Genomic DNA, 20744 nt, shown 5'->3' on the forward strand with positions numbered 1-20744 from the left:
TATTTTTTCCAGCTATTTTGGTGAAAGGAATTAGCTTTGTCCGCAGTTATTAAGAAAATATGTCGACTTAATTACATTAAGATTACATACTACTAAAACAAACCAAATGAAAGGAAAGAAATTATTTGTTAGTGCTTTGGCACTATTTTTAGGATTTGCTGCTGTAGCACAAGACAAATCGGAATTTACTCCATCGGGTAAAGTAAATGGAAAGGTGTTTTTTAACTATCATTACGATATGACAGATGGTGAAGATCAGGAAAGCAGCTTTGAAATTAAAAGAGCTTACTTAGGCTACGATTATAACATTGCTAAAGGATTAAAGGCTAGTATCACATTAGATGTTGGCAAGAACGATAGTGGTAGCGATTATACTGCTTATTTGAAAAAAGCACAATTGGAATGGAAAGCTTCATCGGCAGTTAAGGTTTCTTTGGGTATGATTGGAACTGTACAATTCAAAGAACAAGAAAAATTTTGGGGATACCGTTACATCATGAAATCGTTTAACGACCAGTATGGTTTCGGATCAAGCGCTGATTTAGGTATCAAAGCCAATTTTAAATTAAGCGATGCTTTTTCCGCAAATGCTTTTGTGATTAATGGTGAAGGATATAAAAAAGTACAAGACGAAGATGGCAAGCAAAAGGTTGGTGCGAGTTTAATCTACGAGAAAAAAGGATTTATTGCTAAAGTATACGCAGATGCTAACTCAGCAAAAGTTGTTGATGAAGGAGGTAATGAAGATGATGTAACTGTATCAGCTTTAGCGTTCTTTGCAGGATATAAATTCTCAGATAAATTCAGATTAGCAGCAGAATATAACATGTTAACCAATGGTACGAAGTATTCGAAAGTTGCTGAAGATCATGACATGGAAGGTTTATCAGTTTACTCTACTTATACTTTCGACAAAAAGTGGGAAGTATTCGGAAGATACGATTACCTAACATCAAATACTTTGGAAGGTGAAACTGAAAAATGGAATGCTAAGAATGGTAGTGCTATTACTGCAGGTGTTCAATATGCTCCAGTAAAAAATGTAAAAATGGCATTTAACTACCAAGGTTTTAACTTTAAACAAAATGCTTTAGATACCAACTCATTATTATATGTAAATCTTGAGTTTAAATTTTAAGAATTTCTTGATTCGATTATAATTGATGGACAGGCTATGGCTTGTCCATTTTTTTTGTTTGTATTTTTGCTTGGTTATAAAGTATAATTTATTCTTAATCTAACATTACAATTTGTTACATTGTGAACTACAAATAAATAACCCTAAACAACCAACAATGAAAAAGTACTACCTAATTGCTTTCTGTTTTTTTTTGGCAGGAAGTTTATTTGCACAAAATTCTAATGACTTAAAGTTAAGTGTAAAAAAAGGATCGATAAAAATGGCAACTGATGATGGACAGTTTTCATTTGGTATAGGTGGACGTGTTTACATGGATGCCGCAGCTTATTTTGATGATAAAACTGATTTAGGATCAGGATCGGAAGTAAGAGATATTCGTCTATTGGTGAAGGCTGATCTTTGGAAAAAATGGAATGCAAAAATTAATATTGGATTTGCCGATGGAGCAGTTTCGCTTAAAGATGTTTGGTTGATGTATAAAATCAATAAAAACAGTTTTGTTAGAGCAGGACATTTTTTAGAGCCTTTTGGAATTGAGCAAACCGAAAGTTCGAAAACAACAAAGTTTATGCATGCTGCCAGTACAATTGAAGCCTTTCGTCCGGGAAGAAATTTAGGATTCTCTTATGCAACCTGGAGTAAGAAGATATTTTGGGAAGCTGGTTTGTTTGGTAGCGATACCAATAACAAAACTGAAGGTGATGAAGGATATGGCTTAACCTCACGATTTGCATTTGCACCTGTTCAAACAGATGGTGGATTGTTTCATATTGGTATGTCCGGAATTTATAGAACTGCCAATTCAACAGGATTCAATGAATTAGGTGAAGAAAATCCAAAATCGATTCGTTATCGTTCAAGAGCTGCTACACATATTGAGAAACGCAGATTTATTGATGCAAAAGTTGGGAATGCTGAAAGCCAGTGTAAACTAGGATTTGAAATGATTGCAGCTACAGGTCCAATTTCAATTCAAGGAGAATATATTTCGGCTAAAGTGAATCGAAAGTCGAGCTTCGAAGATTATTCAGCAAAAGGTTTCTACACACAAGTAGGCTGGCTTGTAAAAGGTGGCAACTACAAATACAAAATGAAATCAGCTCGTTTGGCAAAACCAGGTCCAGGTTCGGTGGAACTTTTGGCGCGTTACAATCAAACTGATTTAAACGATAGCGATGCTTTGATTATGGGCGGTAAGCAAAAGGACATTACTGTTGGTGGTACCTGGTATGTGAATCACAACATATTGGTAAAATTCCACTTTACAAATGTTGATTTGGATGAGAACTCCCTAAATGGAGAAGAAAACTTTAACATGATTCAAACTCGTTTACAGTTTTCGTTCTAATTCAATTAAAAGTGAATATCGAGTTATATTTTATGAGGTGCTATTTATTTAATAGCACCTTTTTTATGTTATAATTTATTCTGAATCTTATTTTATGTATTGTTATATTTGATGCCTTGTATAATAAATGTATAATTTAACATGAAGAATTTTACACTCTCTTTGCTATTCCTTTTGATAGTAGGAAATTCAATGGCTCAGAAGAATTCTACCCTAAATTGGATATTTCAAAATGATACCAGTCATTTTCAAACCAAGAATCAAAAATTCAAATTGCGATTTGGAGGAAGAATATTTGCAGATGCTGCATATTATTTTGAGGACAAAACAGAATTAGAGAGTGGAGGAGAAATAAGAGATTTGAGGCTGCGATTTGATTTGGCCTATGCAAAAAAATGGAGTGCAAGTATTAATGTTGATTTTTCGGAAATGGAAATTGATATGAAGGATGCTTACGTAAAATATAGTATCGATTCCAATCGTTTTCTTAGAGCTGGTTATTTTCTGGAGCCATTTGGTATTGAACAAACTGAAAGTACCAATTCAACAATGTTTATGCACGTTGCCAGTACTATTGAAGCCTTTAGGCCCGGACGGAATATCGGTGTTGAATACAATTGGTGGAATAAATCTTATAATTTAGGATTAGGAATATTTGGTGATATTGAAATTGAAGAAGAGAAAGGCCGATCTTACTACTATTATGGATATTATCCATATCATAGTCAAGATGAAAAAAAATTATCCTTCAATGGGTATGGTGTCAGCTCAAGATTTTCAATAACACCTATTCAAAACAATTGGAACATATTACATCTTGGTGTATCAGGAAATTATTGGATTGTTGATAAGGAAGATAAAAAGCTTCGCTATCAATCCAGAGCAGCTACACATGTTGAAAATGAAAGATTTCTTAATGTTGTTATAGATAATGCCAAATCGCAACTGATGTATGGATTGGAAGTGATATATGCCAGCCAGAATTATTCATTCCAATCAGAATTTATAAAGACTCGGGTGAATCGCGACTCCGAATTTAATGATTACATCGCCGAAGGTTGGTATGCACAATTAGGATGGATGATTAAGGGCGGTAATTACAAGTATAGTAATCAAACTGCCAGGTTGTCTCAACCTAACAAAGGGGCTATAGAAATAACATTTCGCTATAATGAAACAGATTTATTTGATACGAGTAATTACTATTTAAAGGGTATGGGAGGAAGACAACGTGACTATACGGTAGGATGCAATTGGTATATTACTCAGAATATGATGGCAAAATTTAATTATACCAATGTGGATTTGGATAAATATGCAATAAACGGAGAAGAAAATTTCAACATGATTCAAACTCGTTTGCAGTTTTCGTTCTAAGAATAAGCTATGGATGTAAGAATATAATGCTGTCTTTAATAGGCAGCATTTTTTGTTGGCAAAAATCGGAGCTCAAAGCCTCAACATCGGAGTAAATGCAATTCGATAATATCTGTATATTTGCTAAATGGATAAATCGCAAGCCGAAGAAGAAAAAGAATTTATTAAACGGATTTTTATTGATGAAATAGGACGACTTCAGAAGGAAGGATTCTATTTCTTTTCGTTTATCGTTATGGGCCAGGCTATTGAAGCGCTGGGATGCTTTATGGATAACAAGCCATTAAAAGCTCGTGCCCAATCGTCAAAACGATTCTCAAAATCATTAAATATCCTTATGGGGAATGATTATAGAGCTGTAAATAAAGATCATTGGTTGTACGATAAGTTGAGAAATCAACTAACGCATTCCTTTGTCCCAAGTAAATCCCTATTGCTTTGCTCAAGAACCAATCAGCCTGATGAAGCAGATCATCTCGATTTTTTAGAGGATAGATTGGTATTGGTGGCTGAGGATATGTATGAAGATTTGGTGAAAGGTTGCCATAAATTGTTTGGAATGATTGACAAAGGAAAAGTGCCTTTAAAGAAAATTGCTGCATCGCCTGAGGAATTGGGCCTTAAATAATACTATGAGTAAGATTAACAAAGTTGTAATTCTGGGAGCAGGAAATTTGGCTACACAATTGGCCATTGCATTACATGATGCTGGGGTAAATATTATGCAGGTTTATAGCAGAACCTTGAAATCGGCTTCCGTTTTGGCCGAGAAAGTGAACTCTACTGCCCTAAGCGATATACAGAATCTGGCTAAAGATGCCGACTTGTACATTTTTGCTTTAAGCGATAAAGCTTTACAGCCTGTATTAGATCAAATGCCAATACCAATTGGTGATGTTGTACATACTGCAGGAAGCATTCCTATGGATATCTTTGATGATTACACCGAATGTTATGGTGTGTTTTATCCACTGCAAACTTTCTCAAAAAATAGAAAGGTCGATTTTTCAAATATTCCCATTTGCATAGAATCCAATAATTTGGGTTTACAGGAGGATTTGATAGAGCTGGCAGCAAGAATTTCGACTAATATTCACCTGATTGACTCTGAGCAAAGAAAGCAATTGCACTTGTCGGCAGTATTTACCTGCAATTTTGCCAATCACATGTACAGTATTGGGCAAAAGTTGTTGGCAGAGAAGGATGTGGATTTTGATTTGTTGAAACCACTTATCAAGGAAACTGCAGAAAAGGTACAGGAGCTTGATCCGGTATCTGCACAAACCGGACCTGCCATCCGATTTGACAAAGAAATCATGACAAAACACGAGAATGAGCTAAAAGATTTACCTGATTTTCAAAAATTATATAGATTTGTCAGTGAAAGCATTTTTAAGATGCATTCAGAGAAGAAATAGAACAATTTACACACATAAAATATGGCTTTTTTTAAGGAAGATTTAATGAAAGTTAAGGCTTTCATTTTTGATGTTGACGGAGTACTTTCAAGCGAATCGATTGTGATTGACTCTAATGGTGAAATGTTGCGTACTGCCAATACCAAGGATGGTTATGCTATTCAGTATGCAATTAAGAAAGGCTATCCTGTAGCCATTATTACTGGTGGTTTTTCCGATGCGGTTGAAAAGCGTTATCGCGGGTTGGGGATGACTGATATTTACATGGCTTCGAAGAATAAAATTAAAGATTTCGAAGATTTTATTGCCAAGCATGATTTAGATCCTGATCATATCATGTATATGGGTGATGATTTGCCTGATTTTGAGGTGATGAAGCGAATCGGTGTTCCTACGTGTCCTGCAAATGCAGTTGAACAAATTAAAGCCATATCAAATTACATATCAGATAAAGATGGTGGATACGGATGTGTGCGTGATGTAATTGAGCAGGTGTTAAGAGCTCATTCAAAGTGGTACGAATCTGATACAAACATACAAAGCATCTAAAACAATTAAGAATTGGTAATTATCAATGAATAATACCTTGAGTATAATAATGGATAGTTACAAATGAGATATTGATTCGGTAAATAGCTAAAATCATGAGTAATTTTTTGAAACTAATTCGTTTTCCTAACCTATTGATTATAGCGTTGGTTCAGTATGTAATGCGATATTTTATTATAGAACCAATTTTGGGGATTAATAGAATTAAGCTACAGTTTTCCGATGTTGATTTTGCCATGCTGGTTTTGGCCACAGTTTGTATGGCGGCGGCTGGTTATATTATTAACGATTATTTCGATACAAAGGCTGATCGTTTCAACAAGAAAGACGTAATTGTAGGAAGAAAAATTACCAGAAGAATTGCTTTGGCAATGCATCAAGTATTAACTGGTATTTCTATTCTGCTTGGCGGATACGTATCCTATAGTGTAGGACATTGGCAGTTTGTTTTCATTTTTTTCATGGCTGGGGGCTTGCTTTGGTTCTATTCAACTTCGTACAAGTATTACTTTTTATTGGGGAGCGTTCTAATGGCAATGATTGTCGCAGTAGTTCCATTATTGGTTGTTATTTATGAAATACCACCTTTAAATAAAACTTATGCTGATGTTTTGCTGGCTTCAAAAACCAACTTTAACTACTTGTTGTATTGGGTTGGAGCATTCTCATTTTTTGCCTTTTTTGGAGTGTTGATTGGGCAATTTATCCGAGATATACTATCCTTAAAAGGAGATCGCGAAATAAAAAGAAAAAGTTTGCCTGCAGTAGTTGGTTTAAAATGGGCAAAAGTGATTATAGTGGTATTGATATTATTTTTATCTGCATCAGTTTTTGGTGTTTGGTATCAATTCTTAAATGCTCCCATGGATAAAATTACGCCATGGTATTTTGGCATATTGATCATTTTACCATTGATTTTGTTGGCGTACCGAGTAGTTAAATTTAAAGAAGGAGACCTATTCAAAATGGGCAAATTCTTACTTCGATTCGCATTTTTAGCGGGTATCTCTTATGCCTTTGTTGTCAATTATATCGTCGAAAAATTATAAAGATGAGTTATGAAAGTAATTCATAATTCATCACTTGCAACTCATAATTAATTAAAAGCATGTTGAATAATCTTAAAGATTATCATTTAATATTAGCTTCTCAATCTCCTCGTAGACATCAGATGTTAAAGGAGTTGGGATTAGAATTTGAAATTAGAACCAAGGAGGTTGATGAGGTTTATCCTGAAGGATTAACACCTGAAGAAATTCCTGTTTATTTGGCGGAATTAAAGGCTTCTGTATTTGAATCTGATTTTACAAATAATGAATTGGTAATTACTGCGGATACCATTGTTTGTATTGATGATTGGATTCTAGGAAAACCTAAAGATAGAGAAGATGCATTTAAGATGTTAAACGCGTTATCAGGTAGATCGCATCAGGTAATCAGTGGAGTTTGCTTAAAAAGTAAAGGTAAAAAAGTAAGTTTTGCCACTACCACCAATGTTCATTTTAAGGTGTTGTCAAAACAGGAAATAGATTATTACATCGATAATTATAAACCTTTCGATAAAGCTGGAGCCTATGGTATTCAGGAATGGATTGGATTTATTGGCATTGATGGGATTGAAGGATCCTACTTTAATGTTGTAGGTTTGCCAATTCAAAGACTATATGAAGAGTTAACAAGATTTTAAACAACTATACTAAAACATAGACCATTATGAGAAAGATTAGTTTGCTACTATTAGCAGTGTTATTGCTAATAGGAAGCACTGTGAAAGCGGACGAGGGAATGTGGATTCCAATGCTTTTAAAGAAGTACAATATTGAAGACATGCAGAAAGTTGGTTTCAAGTTAACTGCAGAAGATATTTACGACATTAACCAAGCATGTTTGAAAGATGCTGTGGTTGGACTTGGGAGAGAGGGAAGACCTTTCCGTCACTTTTGTACAGGAGAATTGGTTTCAGACCAAGGTTTGATGATTACAAATCACCATTGTGGATATGGTGCTATTCAATCACATTCAACTCTTGAACATGATTACTTAAAAGATGGTTTTTGGGCCATGAGTCGTGAAGAGGAATTGGCAAATGAAGGAATTACCGCTTCATTTTTAATTCGCATGGCTGATGTTACAGCACAGGTTTTGGATGGCGTAACTGATGACATGAAGGAATCTGATCGTCAGAAGCTGATTAAGAAGCACATTAAAGCTATTGTTGAAGAGGCTGAAAAAAGTACTCACCACAGGGCAAGTGTGAAAGCTTATTTCAACGGCAATCAGTATTTTATGGCAGTATACGAAATCTTTAAAGATGTGCGTTTGGTAGGAGCTCCTCCATCAGCCATTGGTAAGTTTGGTGGTGATACTGACAACTGGATGTGGCCACGTCATACTGGTGACTTTTCAATGTTCAGAATTTATGCAGGAAAAGACAATAAACCAGCTTCATACTCAAAAGATAATGTGCCTTTAAAGCCTAAGCAGTCATTCAAAATCTCGTTAAAAGGAGTAAATCAAGATGATTTTACCATGGTTTTTGGATATCCAGGAACAACTACAGAATACCTGACATCTTATGCTTTAAAGATGATGACCGAGGTTGATAATCCTCATAAGATTAAAATCAGAACCAAGAAATTGGATTTGATGCGTGCAGATATGGATGCTTCACCAATGGTTAGAATTCAATATTCGGCTAAATATGCTGGTGTTGCTAACTCTTGGAAAAGATGGCAAGGTGAAATTAAAGGATTGAATCGATTGAATGCAATCGAAAGGAAAGAGGCTCTTGAGAAGAAATTTGAAGAGTGGGCAAACTCTACTCCTGAATTGAAGAAAAAATATGCTGGTATCCTGGCAAAAATGAAAGCATATTACAACCAAGTAACTCCACTTAGTTTAGCTCGAGATTATGCAATGGAAGCTGGATTTAGAGGAGCTGAAACTGTTGGTTTGGCCGGTAAATTCAAAACATTGTCAACTTTTGAGAAAAAAGATGCTGATAAGGTTCAACCTGAATTGGATAAACTAAAGGAAGAAAGTGCAAAATTCTATAAGAACTTCAATCTGCCAACAGAGAAGAAATTATTGGCAGCAACTTTAAAGATGTATAGCGACAATTTATCTGACGAATTTCTACCTGAGGAGATAAAGAATATCAAACAAAAATACAAAGGTGATTTTGAAGCGTTTGCAGAAAAAGCATTTGCGAAATCGATATTCGCTAGTCAATCTAAGTTAGATCAGTTTATAGAGAATTATAAAGTTTCTCAAGCTAAAAAATTAAGCAAGGATCCTTTGTTTGTATTATCAAACGATATCTCATTTTTCTATGGTTCTAAAATAGCTCCTGATTACAATAAAATAATGGATCAGCTTGATAAGCTACAGCGCACATATATGGCCGGATTAATGAAAATGCAGCCTGAGAAGGTATTTTATCCTGATGCAAATTCAACTTTCCGAGTTCATTATGGTAAAGTGTCTGGTTATAAACCAAGAAATGCTGTAAGCTATGCTCATTATACAACACTGGAAGGAATCATAGAGAAAGATAATCCTGAAATTTTTGATTACGATGTACCTCAAAAATTAAGAGATCTTTACGACTCGAAAGATTTTTGTGATTATGCAAATGCCAAAGGTGAAATGCCAGTTTGTTTTGCAGCTACCAATCACACTACTGGAGGTAACTCAGGTAGTCCGGTTTTAAATGCAAATGGAGAGTTAATTGGATTGAATTTCGACCGTGCTTGGGAAGGTGTGATGTCTGATTTGATGTACGATCCTGAGATTTGTAGAAATGTATCTCTTGATATCAGATATGTTCTTTTTATTGTAGATAAGTTTGCCGGAGCAAGTTATTTACTTGATGAAATGAACATTGTAAAATAAAGCAAGATTTTAAGTATAAAAAAGGAATTACCGATTGAGGTAATTCCTTTTTTTTGTTTGATAATTAAACAGACATGAAAAGAAAACTAAAGTTGATGTTGTTTGTCTGTTTGTAATAATTACCTATAAAGTTAATAATCTATTTTAGAAATTGCGAATCTAGTTTGTAGATTATTGGCTTGTATGTTTTATCTTGTTTATAATGATTTTCTAACTAGTTGCACGGCAGGTAGTAATCTTTTAATGGATTAATAAAAAGAATTGGGTTTCCTTTATTACGTAGAAATTTTTTTATCTCAGCAGGTCCAAAATATTTGTTTAGCAAACCATCATTTTTTTGAGATAGCAGAACCATTAAATCAGAATGGAATTGTTCAGAAAATGAATAGGCATCTTGTCTCAACCAGTTACTACTTCGTTCTGATTTTACAATTTTATAATCAAAATTAAATTGCTCATACATTCTCTTTGTAAAAATTAGTGTAGCCTTAATTTTTCGTTGAGCTGATTCAGCCTTGTGATTGGCAGTAAATAAATGAATTCTAGCTTGGTTGAAGCGTCCAAAATAGCTTGCCCAAATCATTTTTTCTTTTGTTTCCCGTTTAAAATCAACAGGTACGGTGATGTTTTGGTAATTACACTGTTCCTTGCTTTTTTCTCCTAGCAGAATACTTGGGATTTTAGCCTTGTATAGATATTTGAAAACTTCATTCTTTTTAAAGGTTGAAAGCTTACCTTTTGCAAACTCAGTAACAATAAAAATGGCTTCAAGTTGCTGTATTGTATTATTGGGTTCAACCGCTGGGTTTCCCAATGATATTTCCTTGTAAACTATATTTTCAGAGTTCAGTTCACCAATTAAACTTGAGGGTAATTGATTATTGGAAGCGCTTTTGCAAATTTGGGTAAATGCGACCTCTGCTTTAAATATAGATGCTAGTTTAAATGCATGCACTATGGCTTTTCTGATGTAATTTTGATCTTGAATTAAGACCAATATATGTTGTGTTTTTCTCCCCATTAATTAAAGAAATAATTTGCTAAATAAGCCAAATGTATTCTGGTATATGACGAATATACTTAAAAAAACTCTCCTTCCTAATAATAACAAGCATGTAGTTTAATCTTAATTTCTAAATATGTTCTGAAAATTAATACTTAAAATCGGGATCGTATTTTTATTTAGAATTGATAGTTTATACGGTATTATTTAGACTAATTATGTATTTGATTAAAATAAATCTATTCCTTTAAATATCATTTATTAATATACCTCAAATTCTTATCTTAGTGCCGTTAAGAAAGACTAAAAAGATAAACATAACTTAATACTGCGATAATGGTGAAAGTGGCAGATGTGGTTGATAAACTTAATGCACGTGTTATTTGTGGAAGCTGTGATATGAATCAAGAAATTCAATTTGGATTTGCTTCGGATTTAATGAGTGACGTACTAACAATAGATACAGAAAATCTTCTTTTAATAACAGGTTTAAATAATCTGCAGACCATTCGTACATCGGAAATGTCTGATATATCTTTCATTTTGTTTGTAAGAGATAAGAAAGCTACAGAGGAAATGAAAGAATTGGCATGTGAGAATGAGATTACTTTACTTGAATGCGGACATTCAATGTTTAGAGCTTGTTCAATTTTAAATGAGATCGGTTTACAACCTGTATATTAATTGGCGAGAATGGAATTTAAGTTTACAATAGAGGGAGGTAATTTTTCTAAAGCAGGATCAGCTTCAAGCGAAGTGAAAAAAATCCTTAAACAGCTAAATGTAAACCCTAAGATTATTAAAAGAACAGTTGTTTCATTGTATGAGGCAGAAGTTAATGTTGTGGCTCATGCATTTGAAGGCAATATGAACGTGGATATCGATACTGACAAGATTGTTGTAAAGATTGAAGATAAAGGTCCGGGAATTCCTGATATTGATCAGGCTATGCAAGAAGGATACTCCACAGCTACTCCTCAGGTTAGAGAAATGGGGTTCGGTGCTGGAATGGGTTTGCCAAACATCAAACGTAATTCCGATCAAATGAATATTACTAGCAAGGTAGATGTTGGTACAGAAGTTGAAATCATAAATTATCTCGGATAGAAAAATGGAGCAGGTTCATTTTTATCATGCATTAAAAGTAGTTGATGAAGTGTGTATTGGATGTACACACTGTATGAACGTATGTCCAACTGCTGCTATTCGTGTAAAAAATGGTACTGCTGATATTAATAAAAATGCTTGTGTTGATTGTGGTGAATGTTTACAAGCATGTCCTGTTAATGCTATTATTGTAGAGCAGGATGACTTTACTCAAATTTTTAACTACAAACAAAGAGTAGCTCTTTTGCCTACTGTTTTGCTGGGACAATTTCCAGATGATGTTTCTGAGGTTCAAATCTATAATGAAATTAAAGATCTTGGATTTACACATGTTTATGAAGTAGATGGTGCTGTAGATGTGTTAATTGATTCTACTAAAAAATTCATGCACAAGCATCATCAGGAGAGACCGTTTATTTCTAGTTTCTGCCCTGCAATAGTTAGATTAATTCAGGTTAAGTTTCCTGCTTTAGTAGATAATATCATTCAATTAAAACCTGTAATAGATATTTCAGCTCAGTTTTACCGTAAAAAACTACAAGATAAGGGTTATGCTCAGGAAGAAATTGGGATTTTTTATGTGACTCCGTGTGCTGCAAAAATTGCTGCGGTAAAAAGTCCTGTGGGAGAGCAGAAATCCTTAATAGATGGAGTTATTAATATGGATTTCATCTACAATAAGGTTCTGCTTAGTATTAAGAATAGTAAGAAGGAAACTAAAAAATACCCGGAAAATATACACATGTCTCGAAGAAGTATTGGATGGACACTAACAACAGGTGAGGCTTCGAGATATTCAGGAAGGTGTTTGGCAATTGATGAGATTCATAATGTAATTGAAGTTTTGGAAAAGTTGGAAAACGAAGAAATAACTGATGTTGACTTTTTGGAACTTCGTGCATGTGATCATTCTTGTGCTGGCGGTGTACTAGCTACTGAGAATCGTTTTCTTGCAATTGAGCGTTTGAGAAAACGTGCTGCATGGTATCATAGGAACAAGCCTATGATTATGCCTGAAAGAGAAATTGATTTGTATAAAACATACCTTCAGGAGAATATAGGAATAGATAAAGTGGAACCACGATCGATTTTAAGTTTGGATTCGGACATGATGGTTGCCATGAAGAAAATGAAGAAAATTAATCGCATTATGAAAGTTCTTCCAAGAATCGATTGTGGAGCTTGTGGAGCGCCACGCTGTCAGGCTTTGGCAGAGGATGTGGTTCAGGGAAAGGCTAAGATGACACAATGTGTATTTCTTCAAAAGATGTTAACCAAAGAAGGTTTAATATCTCCTCAAGAATCATTTGATATTTCAGAAGATACATGGGGTAAAAGCAGGTTTGAAAAAAAGAATTTAAACGATCATTAATACTATGATAGTACGAGATATAGTTGAAAAGTTAGGACTGAAAGTTTGTTCAGGAGAAAATGGATTGAATCGCGAAATTGAAGGAGGTTACACTTCGGATTTGTTAAGTGATGTAATGGGAAATGCAGATGAAAACCATGTTTGGGTGACATTACAAACTCATAAAAATATCATGGCAATTGCTTCTTTAAAAGAACTGGCAGCAATTGTTTTGGTAAAAGGTTATGAACCAGAAGCAGATGCGGCAGAACAAAGCAATGAGGAAGGAATTCCAATTCTTTCTTCAGAGGAGGAAGCTTTTGAGTTGACCGGAAAACTATATGAAATTATAAATCAGGCAAAATAGAATGAGAAAGTACCGGGCAGATTTGCATACGCATACTGTTTTATCCCCCTGTGGAGACTTGGAGATGAGTCCGGTAAATATTGTTCAAAAAGCCAGAGAACGTGGAATTGACATATTGGGAATAACGGACCACAATTCGACTTTGCATGCACCATTAATTAAAGAATTGGCAGTAAAGGAAGGAATGATGGTCTTGATGGGAGCAGAGGTAACTACCAAAGAAGAGGTACATTGTTTGTGCTTTTTTGAGGATGAGGAAAAGCTTTCTGAATTTCAGAAATACTTGGATCAGCATTTACCAAAAATGCCTAATGATGAAAATAAATTTGGATATCAGGTGGTAGTAAATGAAAAAGAAGAGATTATTGATGAGGTGGAATGTCTCTTAATTTCAGGATTGAGTCAGAGTATTGAAGAAATTGAAAGAAAGGTTCATGATTTAGAAGGATTATTTATTCCTGCTCATATCAATAAAATGATGAATAGTATCATTAGTCAATTAGGGTTTTTACCACCCGATTTGAACGTTGATGCATTGGAACTCTCTCATCATATAACAAAAGAAGAGTTCTTAAAGAAGAATAAGTATTTGAGCAAGTACAACTTTATTAAAAGTTCGGATGCTCATTATATCGAAAATATAGGAAATACCTGGACAAACTTCTTTATGGAAGATTTGAGTTTCGAAGAAGTGAGAAAGGCATTAAGGGCGGAAGAGGGCCGAAAAATTGAACTAGAAGAATGAAAGATTTGTCGATGCATATTATGGATATTATCCAGAATTCGGTGAGAGCTGAAGCATCTTTGGTTGAATTGAAAATTATGGAAAGTATGAAAGAGGACTTGTTTTCAATCTCAATTAAAGACAACGGTTTTGGAATGTCTGAAGAGGTGTTGGCAAAAGCGATTGATCCATTCTTTACCACCAGAACTACACGTAAAGTAGGTTTGGGATTGTCATTGTTAAAGCAAAATGCTGAAATGACAGGAGGAAAGATGGAGATCAGTTCGAAAGAGGGAGTTGGGACAGAGTTGGAAGCAATTTTTTCTCACAAACATCTCGATCGACCTAGCTTGGGAGACATTGCAGGAACCATGGTTTTGTTGGTTGGTGCAAACCCCGAAATGGACTTTTTATATCAGCATATAACCGACGAAGGGGAGTATATTTTTGATACAAAAGAAGTAAAAGAAGTTTTGGATGGTATGCCGGTTTCAGATCCGAATATCATGCAGTACTTAAAGGAAATGATTAAAGAGAACCTAAACACAATTAAATAGATAATTAAATTCTAACCTTTAATAATTTGAGATTATGGCAAAAGTTAAATCCCTTGCAGATCTGAAGAAGATAAAAGAAGAGCTGCATGCAAAGATGGATCTTAGGGAGAAGAGCAACGATCCGGAAGCTCAGGTGCAAATTAAAGTTGGTATGGCAACTTGCGGAATTGCATCAGGAGCAAAAGAGGTAATGGAGTTTCTAATTGAAGCTACAGCCAAAAGAGGTATTAATTCTATTGTTACGCAAACAGGTTGTATGGGATACTGCTATGCAGAACCAACAATTGAAGTAACAATGCCAGGTAAAGAACCTGTTGTTTTTGGAGATGTTGATCTTAAGAAAGCTGATGAAGTGATTGAGAAATACATCAAACAAGGTGAATTGGTAGATGGCATTATTCCTGTTAACTACAAAACTATTGACAACAACTAACAAAAGAAAACGCAATTATGGAAAAGTATAAAATGCATATTCTTATTTGTGGAGGTACAGGATGTCGTGCTTCAGCAAGTGAGGCTATTCAAAATAATCTACAGGATGCTCTAAAAGCGAAAGGGCTTGAAGAAGAGGTTCAGGTAGTAATGACAGGTTGCTTTGGATTTTGTGAAAAAGGACCTATCGTAAAAATCCTTCCTGATAATACCTTCTATATTGAAGTAAAGCCTGAAGATGCTGAAGAAATTATCGAAGAGCACATCATTAAAGGACGTAAAGTAATGCGTTTACTTTATACCGATCCTGAAAAGAAGGAAGTTGTTAGTGACTCTAAGCACATGGGATTCTATAAAAAGCAGATTCGTATTGCATTGCGTAACTGTGGTTTTATTAACCCTGAAAATATCGATGAATATATCGCTACTGAAGGATATGCAGCTCTGGGAAAATGTTTAGCAGAGATGACTCCTCAGGCTGTAATCGATGAAATTAAGGAATCTGGTCTACGTGGACGAGGAGGTGGAGGTTTCCCAACAGGATTGAAGTGGGAATTTGCATCTAAGAACGAAGCAGATCAGAAATATGTGGTTTGTAATGCCGATGAGGGAGACCCAGGAGCATTTATGGACCGTTCTATTTTGGAAGGAGATCCTCATTCAGTACTTGAAGCGATGGCAATTTGTGGTTATACTATGGGTGCTGATAAAGGAGTTATCTACATTCGTGCTGAGTATCCGCTTGCTATTGAGCGTTTGAAAGTTGCCATTAAGCAGGCGCGTGAATATGGTCTTTTAGGTAATGATATCATGGGATCAGGTTTCAACTTTGATGTTGAGATGCGTTATGGAGCTGGTGCTTTCGTTTGTGGTGAGGAAACTGCTTTGATTCACTCAATGGAAGGTCTTCGTGGTGAGCCAACTGTTAAGCCTCCATTCCCAGCTGAGTCTGGTTACAACGGAAAACCTACAAACGTAAATAACGTTGAAACTTTTGCTAACATTCCTGTTATCATTAACAAGGGAGCTGGTTGGTTCAACAAAATTGGTACTGAAAAATCTACGGGTACTAAAGTATTTGCTTTGGCAGGTAAGATCAACAATGTTGGTTTGATTGAGGTTCCAATGGGTACCACTCTTCGTGAAGTAATTTACGAAATTGGTGGAGGTATCAAAGATGGAAAGAAATTTAAGGCTGTTCAAACTGGTGGTCCATCAGGTGGTTGCTTAACTGAAAAACACCTGGATACTCCAATTGATTTTGATAACCTTCTTGCTGTTGGTTCCATGATGGGATCAGGTGGTATGATTGTAATGGACGAAGACGATTGTATGGTTTCTGTTGCGAAATTCTACCTTGACTTTACTGTTGAAGAATCATGTGGTAAGTGTACTCCATGTCGTGTAGGTAACAAGCGCCTGTACGAATTGTTGGATAAGATTACTGAAGGAAAAGGTACGAAAGAAGATCTTGATTTGTTGAGAAACTTAAGTACTGTAATTAAAGATACTTCTCTCTGTGGTTTAGGACAGACTTCACCAAACCCTGTTCTTTCTACAATTGAAAACTTCTATGATGAGTATATTGCTCACGTTGAGGAACACAAATGTCCATCTGGTCAGTGTAAGGCATTAATGCAGTATGTGATTGATCCTGAACTTTGTGTTGGATGTACTCTTTGTGCTCGCAACTGTCCGGTTGATTGTATTGCCGGAGATCGTAAGGAAGCTCACATTATCGATACAGCTAAGTGTATCAAGTGTGGTGCTTGTATGGAGAAATGTAAGTTTAATGCGATTAGCATTCAGTAAGGAGGATCTTAAAATGGAAAAAATGATCAAATTAACCATTGATAATAAGCAAATAGAGGTACCTCAGGGAACTACTATTTTTGAAGCTGCAAAGCAGTTAGGAATTGAAATTCCAACGCTTTGTTATATGCACTTAGGTGATATGGGCATTGAACACAAGCCTGGCGGATGTCGAATTTGTGTTGTTGAGGTAGAAGGGCGTCGTAATTTAGCGCCTTCTTGTAACTCAAAGTGTGAGGAAGGAATGGTTATTCACACTCACAACATGAGAGTATTAAATGCTCGTAAAACTGTAATGGAGTTGATGCTTTCAGATCACCCATTCGATTGTTTGGTTTGTGCAAAATCAGGTAACTGTGATTTACAAACTATGGCACACCAGTTTGGCGTACGCGAATTACACTACAAAGGTGAGCAATCAACTTATAAGGTAGATTACTCTCCATCTATTATCCGTGATATGGATAAGTGTATCATGTGTCGTCGTTGTGAAACCATGTGTAATGATGTACAAACCGTAGGTGCTCTTTCTGCTGTAAACAGAGGTTTTGAGTCTGTTGTAGCTCCAGCTTTCGAAATGGATTTGGAGAAATCAACTTGTACTTACTGTGGTCAGTGTGTGGCTGTATGTCCTACTGGCGCATTAACTGAAAAAGATCACACTAACCAGTTGATTAGAGATCTTGCTGATCCTAAGAAAACTGTTGTAGTTCAAACTGCTCCTGCTGTTCGTGCTGCTTTGGGTGAAGAATTTGGAATGGAAGCTGGTACTTTGGTAACTGGTAAAATGGTTTCTGCTCTTCGTCAGCTAGGTTTTGATAAAGTATTTGATACTGATTTTGCTGCTGACCTTACCATTATGGAGGAAGGTACTGAGTTGTTAGATCGTTTGAAGCGTCACTTAGATGGAGATAAGGATGTAAAACTTCCTATCTTGACTTCATGTTGTCCGGGATGGGTGAACTTTTTTGAGCACCATTTCCCTGAAATGAAGGAGATTCCTTCTACAGCTCGTTCTCCTCAGCAAATGTTTGGTCCTATCGCTAAAAATTATTTGGCGAAGCAAATGGGTATTAAACGTGAAGATATGATTGTTGTTTCAATCATGCCTTGTTTGGCTAAGAAATACGAGTGTCAGCGTGATGAGTTCAAGGTGGACGGCGATCCGGATGTAAACTATTCTATCTCTACTCGAGAGTTGGCTAACTTGATTAAGCAAGCCAATATGGATCTTAGTATCATGGCTGATGAGGACTTTGATAACCCTCTTGGAGAATCAACAGGTGCAGGTGTAATCTTTGGTGCTACAGGTGGTGTAATCGAAGCTGCTGCTCGTACTGCTTATGAAGTATATACAGGAAAAACTCTTGAAAAAGTTGATTTCAATGCATTGCGTGGTATGGATGGTATCCGCAGCGCAACTGTAGATTTCGATGGTCTTCCAATTAATATTGGTATTGCTCACGGTTTGGGTAATGCTCGTAAACTTCTTGAAGATATCCGCGATGGTAAATCAGAATATCATGCAATCGAGATTATGGCTTGTCCTGGTGGTTGTATTGGTGGTGGTGGTCAACCATTGCACCATGGTGACTCTTCAGTCTTGAAGAAACGTGCAGCTGCCCTTTATCGCGAAGATGAAGGTAAGGCAATCCGTAAATCACATGAGAATCCATATATTATTAAATTATATGAAGAGTTCTTGGGTAAGCCATGTAGTGAATTATCTCATAAATTGTTGCATACTCATTATTTCGATAAGAGTAAGGATATTGAGATTGAATAAATTATTTTGAACCATCTGGATTTTTGAAATCCAATTAATATAAGGAGTTTATATTATGGCAAAAATTAAATTAGCAAAATCCAAAATTGATACACTTGTGGATATTTGCAAATCATTTGATAATGATGGAGCCGAGTTGATAAACGTACTTCATAAGGCTCAAGAGACATTTGGTTACCTGCCTGCAGAGGTTCAGGAAATCATTGCTCGTGAATTAAACGTTTCTGTTGCTCATGTTTATGGTGTTGTAACATTCTACTCGTTCTTCTCTATGGTACCAAAAGGAGAATTCCCAATTTCTATCTGTATGGGAACCGCTTGTTATGTACGAGGTGCTGAAAAAGTGTTGGAAGAGTTTAAGCGTTTATTGGATGTTCCTGTTGGTGAAACTACAGAAGATGGAAAATTTTCGATTAGCTGTCTTCGTTGCGTTGGAGCTTGTGGTTTGGCACCAGTTGTTACCATTGGAGAGCGTGTTTATGGACGTGTTGCTGCCGGTGATGTAGCAGATATTATTAAAGAATATCAATCGTAAATAATTGATTTGATATAAAATTAAACCCTCCGGCAGTTTTGTCGGAGGGTTTTTTATTAACGTTTATTAACAAGTAATAGTTAAAACTTGTTAAATAAGTGATAATATATTATAAATTTATTGGGCATTTCGATGACTTAGAGGCTTTGAGAGATCATAATTGTCATTAGAGTATGAATTTGTAACGAACAGTTGTTGTTATTTAGGAAATACACAAAATAGAATGATAATGCATTTCAAAGATTTATTTTGGACTATTTGGCCATAAAAAAAGCCGTTTCAAATTTGAAACGGCTTTGAGATTATAAGATTTAACTTCTAGTTATCCTTATCGTCTTCGTCCATTGTTGGGTTGAATTCCCAAGTGTCGTCAAAGTAAGCACCAGAACCAGAAACAGTACCAGTAGTTACAAAACCTCTGTTATTTAAGCTAAATGCAACAGCATTTTCTCTTGATGCAACTTCAGGGCTTTCAAGTGATGTTTTTTCATCCCAACGATCATTTGCGGCATCATACTCCCAAACTTCTCTTGATAAGCCAGAATTTCTGCCTGTTGCTATATAGCCTTTACCATTGATTACAAACGAAACAGCTCCAGAGCGTTGTACGCCTTCCCAATTGTTGTCATCATCAAGGTCTTCTTTTCTGGTCCAACCATTAAATGTGTTGCTAACTTTTGATGGATCGTATTCCCATACATATTTCATACTATTTTCTCCTGACACAATGTAGGCTTTATTATCAATTACAAATGCAGTAGAATTTCTAGATTTTTCCCCATCATATGCAATTTTAGTCCAGTTTCCATCGTATTTATAGAAGTCTTTCAAGTTTGTGCGGTCTTCACCTTCTTGAAATCCGTAACCAGTACCAACATATCCAACACCATCAATCGAGAAGGCAATTGCACCTTGTCTTGCAGATGGTCCTCCTGTCATATCAATTGCAGTAGTATTCCAAGTATCTGTTGATGGATCAAACTCGTAGAAATCACCTAATCTTTCATCATCATCATTCACTCCTAATCCAACATATACTTTTCCGTTAGCTGCGAAAGCTACAGCTTCTCTTCTTGCTGCACCAGGAAACTCATTCTGAACTTTGCTCCAACCATCTTGAAGGCTATATTTGTAAAAAGTTTTTAATGCATCTTTTCCATCATAACCTGTACCAACGTAAGCGTAATCGCCAATTACAAAGCTTACAGCACCGCTTCTAGCACGTCCTTCAAATGAAGAACTTTTAATCCAGTTACCTACTAAATCATTATCGCTACCACAACTGGTAAAAAACAGAGATAATGCAAATAATACTATTAATAGTCGTTGTTTCATTTGTTATG

The 20744-nt window shown here is 35.6% G+C and carries 21 protein-coding genes; 19 read left to right on the forward strand and 2 right to left on the reverse strand.

Annotated features, from left to right (window positions below; all coding sequences use genetic code 11):
- The first annotated feature begins 106 nt into the window (after positions 1 to 106).
- The 9 genes from M0051_RS06085 (at position 107) to M0051_RS06125 (ending at position 9727) form a co-directional block, all read left to right on the forward strand.
- Positions 107 to 1138 (forward strand): outer membrane beta-barrel protein, encoded by a 1032-nt coding sequence (locus M0051_RS06085; protein WP_306740646.1) that lies wholly within the window; start codon positions 107 to 109, stop codon positions 1136 to 1138.
- Between the two features lie 157 nt (positions 1139 to 1295).
- Positions 1296 to 2489, forward strand: coding sequence for an OprO/OprP family phosphate-selective porin (locus M0051_RS06090; RefSeq protein ID WP_306740647.1), 1194 nt, complete (start codon positions 1296 to 1298; stop codon positions 2487 to 2489).
- A gap of 141 nt (positions 2490 to 2630) precedes the next feature.
- A complete protein-coding gene (locus M0051_RS06095; protein ID WP_268188821.1) occupies positions 2631 to 3866 on the forward strand; it encodes an OprO/OprP family phosphate-selective porin in 1236 nt (411 codons plus the stop codon).
- A gap of 127 nt (positions 3867 to 3993) precedes the next feature.
- The gene (locus M0051_RS06100; RefSeq protein WP_306740648.1) at positions 3994 to 4494 is read left to right on the forward strand and encodes a hypothetical protein; all 501 of its coding nucleotides are present in this window, start codon (positions 3994 to 3996) and stop codon (positions 4492 to 4494) included.
- A 4-nt stretch (positions 4495 to 4498) separates the two neighbouring features.
- Positions 4499 to 5284, forward strand: a complete 786-nt coding sequence (locus M0051_RS06105) for a Rossmann-like and DUF2520 domain-containing protein (protein WP_306740649.1) — start codon at positions 4499 to 4501, stop codon at positions 5282 to 5284.
- Positions 5285 to 5305: 21 nt separating this feature from the next.
- The gene (locus M0051_RS06110; RefSeq protein ID WP_306740650.1) at positions 5306 to 5833 is read left to right on the forward strand and encodes an HAD family hydrolase; all 528 of its coding nucleotides are present in this window, start codon (positions 5306 to 5308) and stop codon (positions 5831 to 5833) included.
- Between the two features lie 95 nt (positions 5834 to 5928).
- Complete coding sequence (locus tag M0051_RS06115) at positions 5929 to 6882, forward strand: UbiA family prenyltransferase (protein ID WP_306740651.1); 954 nt, start codon at positions 5929 to 5931, stop codon at positions 6880 to 6882.
- A 59-nt stretch (positions 6883 to 6941) separates the two neighbouring features.
- On the forward strand, positions 6942 to 7520 hold the full coding sequence (locus M0051_RS06120) for a Maf-like protein (protein WP_306740652.1): 579 nt from the start codon (positions 6942 to 6944) through the stop codon (positions 7518 to 7520).
- Positions 7521 to 7546: 26 nt separating this feature from the next.
- On the forward strand, positions 7547 to 9727 hold the full coding sequence (locus M0051_RS06125) for a S46 family peptidase (RefSeq protein ID WP_306740653.1): 2181 nt from the start codon (positions 7547 to 7549) through the stop codon (positions 9725 to 9727).
- A 214-nt stretch (positions 9728 to 9941) separates the two neighbouring features.
- Here the strand turns inward: M0051_RS06125 and M0051_RS06130 are convergent, their stop codons facing one another.
- A complete protein-coding gene (locus M0051_RS06130; protein WP_306740654.1) occupies positions 9942 to 10748 on the reverse strand; it encodes a hypothetical protein in 807 nt (268 codons plus the stop codon).
- A 318-nt stretch (positions 10749 to 11066) separates the two neighbouring features.
- Between M0051_RS06130 and M0051_RS06135 the strand changes: the two genes are divergently transcribed.
- From M0051_RS06135 to M0051_RS06180, 10 genes are read left to right on the forward strand one after another with little or no spacing between them, the layout of a single operon-like run.
- Positions 11067 to 11414, forward strand: coding sequence for a hypothetical protein (locus M0051_RS06135; RefSeq protein WP_306740655.1), 348 nt, complete (start codon positions 11067 to 11069; stop codon positions 11412 to 11414).
- A 9-nt stretch (positions 11415 to 11423) separates the two neighbouring features.
- On the forward strand, positions 11424 to 11837 hold the full coding sequence (locus M0051_RS06140; protein ID WP_306740656.1) for an ATP-binding protein: 414 nt from the start codon (positions 11424 to 11426) through the stop codon (positions 11835 to 11837).
- Positions 11838 to 11841: 4 nt separating this feature from the next.
- Positions 11842 to 13209, forward strand: coding sequence for a [Fe-Fe] hydrogenase large subunit C-terminal domain-containing protein (locus tag M0051_RS06145; RefSeq protein WP_306740657.1), 1368 nt, complete (start codon positions 11842 to 11844; stop codon positions 13207 to 13209).
- Between the two features lie 4 nt (positions 13210 to 13213).
- A complete protein-coding gene (locus M0051_RS06150; RefSeq protein WP_306740658.1) occupies positions 13214 to 13555 on the forward strand; it encodes a DRTGG domain-containing protein in 342 nt (113 codons plus the stop codon).
- 1 nt (position 13556) lies between these two features.
- Entirely contained in the window at positions 13557 to 14300 is a 744-nt protein-coding gene (locus tag M0051_RS06155; RefSeq protein ID WP_306740659.1) for a PHP domain-containing protein, read from the forward strand.
- Positions 14297 to 14836, forward strand: coding sequence for an ATP-binding protein (locus M0051_RS06160; RefSeq protein WP_306740660.1), 540 nt, complete (start codon positions 14297 to 14299; stop codon positions 14834 to 14836). The genes M0051_RS06155 and M0051_RS06160 overlap by 4 nt, the downstream gene beginning before the upstream one ends.
- A gap of 34 nt (positions 14837 to 14870) precedes the next feature.
- The gene (locus tag M0051_RS06165; RefSeq protein ID WP_110360354.1) at positions 14871 to 15269 is read left to right on the forward strand and encodes a ferredoxin; all 399 of its coding nucleotides are present in this window, start codon (positions 14871 to 14873) and stop codon (positions 15267 to 15269) included.
- 17 nt (positions 15270 to 15286) lie between these two features.
- Complete coding sequence (locus M0051_RS06170) at positions 15287 to 17080, forward strand: NADH-quinone oxidoreductase subunit NuoF (RefSeq protein ID WP_306740661.1); 1794 nt, start codon at positions 15287 to 15289, stop codon at positions 17078 to 17080.
- Between the two features lie 13 nt (positions 17081 to 17093).
- Positions 17094 to 18866 (forward strand): NADH-dependent [FeFe] hydrogenase, group A6, encoded by a 1773-nt coding sequence (locus tag M0051_RS06175; protein ID WP_373568303.1) that lies wholly within the window; start codon positions 17094 to 17096, stop codon positions 18864 to 18866.
- 55 nt (positions 18867 to 18921) lie between these two features.
- The gene (locus tag M0051_RS06180) at positions 18922 to 19401 is read left to right on the forward strand and encodes an NAD(P)H-dependent oxidoreductase subunit E (RefSeq protein ID WP_306740663.1); all 480 of its coding nucleotides are present in this window, start codon (positions 18922 to 18924) and stop codon (positions 19399 to 19401) included.
- A gap of 318 nt (positions 19402 to 19719) precedes the next feature.
- Here M0051_RS06180 and M0051_RS06185 read toward each other — a convergent pair whose 3' ends face one another.
- Positions 19720 to 20736 (reverse strand): galactose oxidase, encoded by a 1017-nt coding sequence (locus tag M0051_RS06185; RefSeq protein WP_306740664.1) that lies wholly within the window; start codon positions 20734 to 20736, stop codon positions 19720 to 19722.
- Positions 20737 to 20744: the final 8 nt, after the last annotated feature.

Origin of the sequence: Marinifilum sp. D714, assembly GCF_030851345.1 — a bacterium.
Classification (GTDB): domain Bacteria; phylum Bacteroidota; class Bacteroidia; order Bacteroidales; family Marinifilaceae; genus Marinifilum.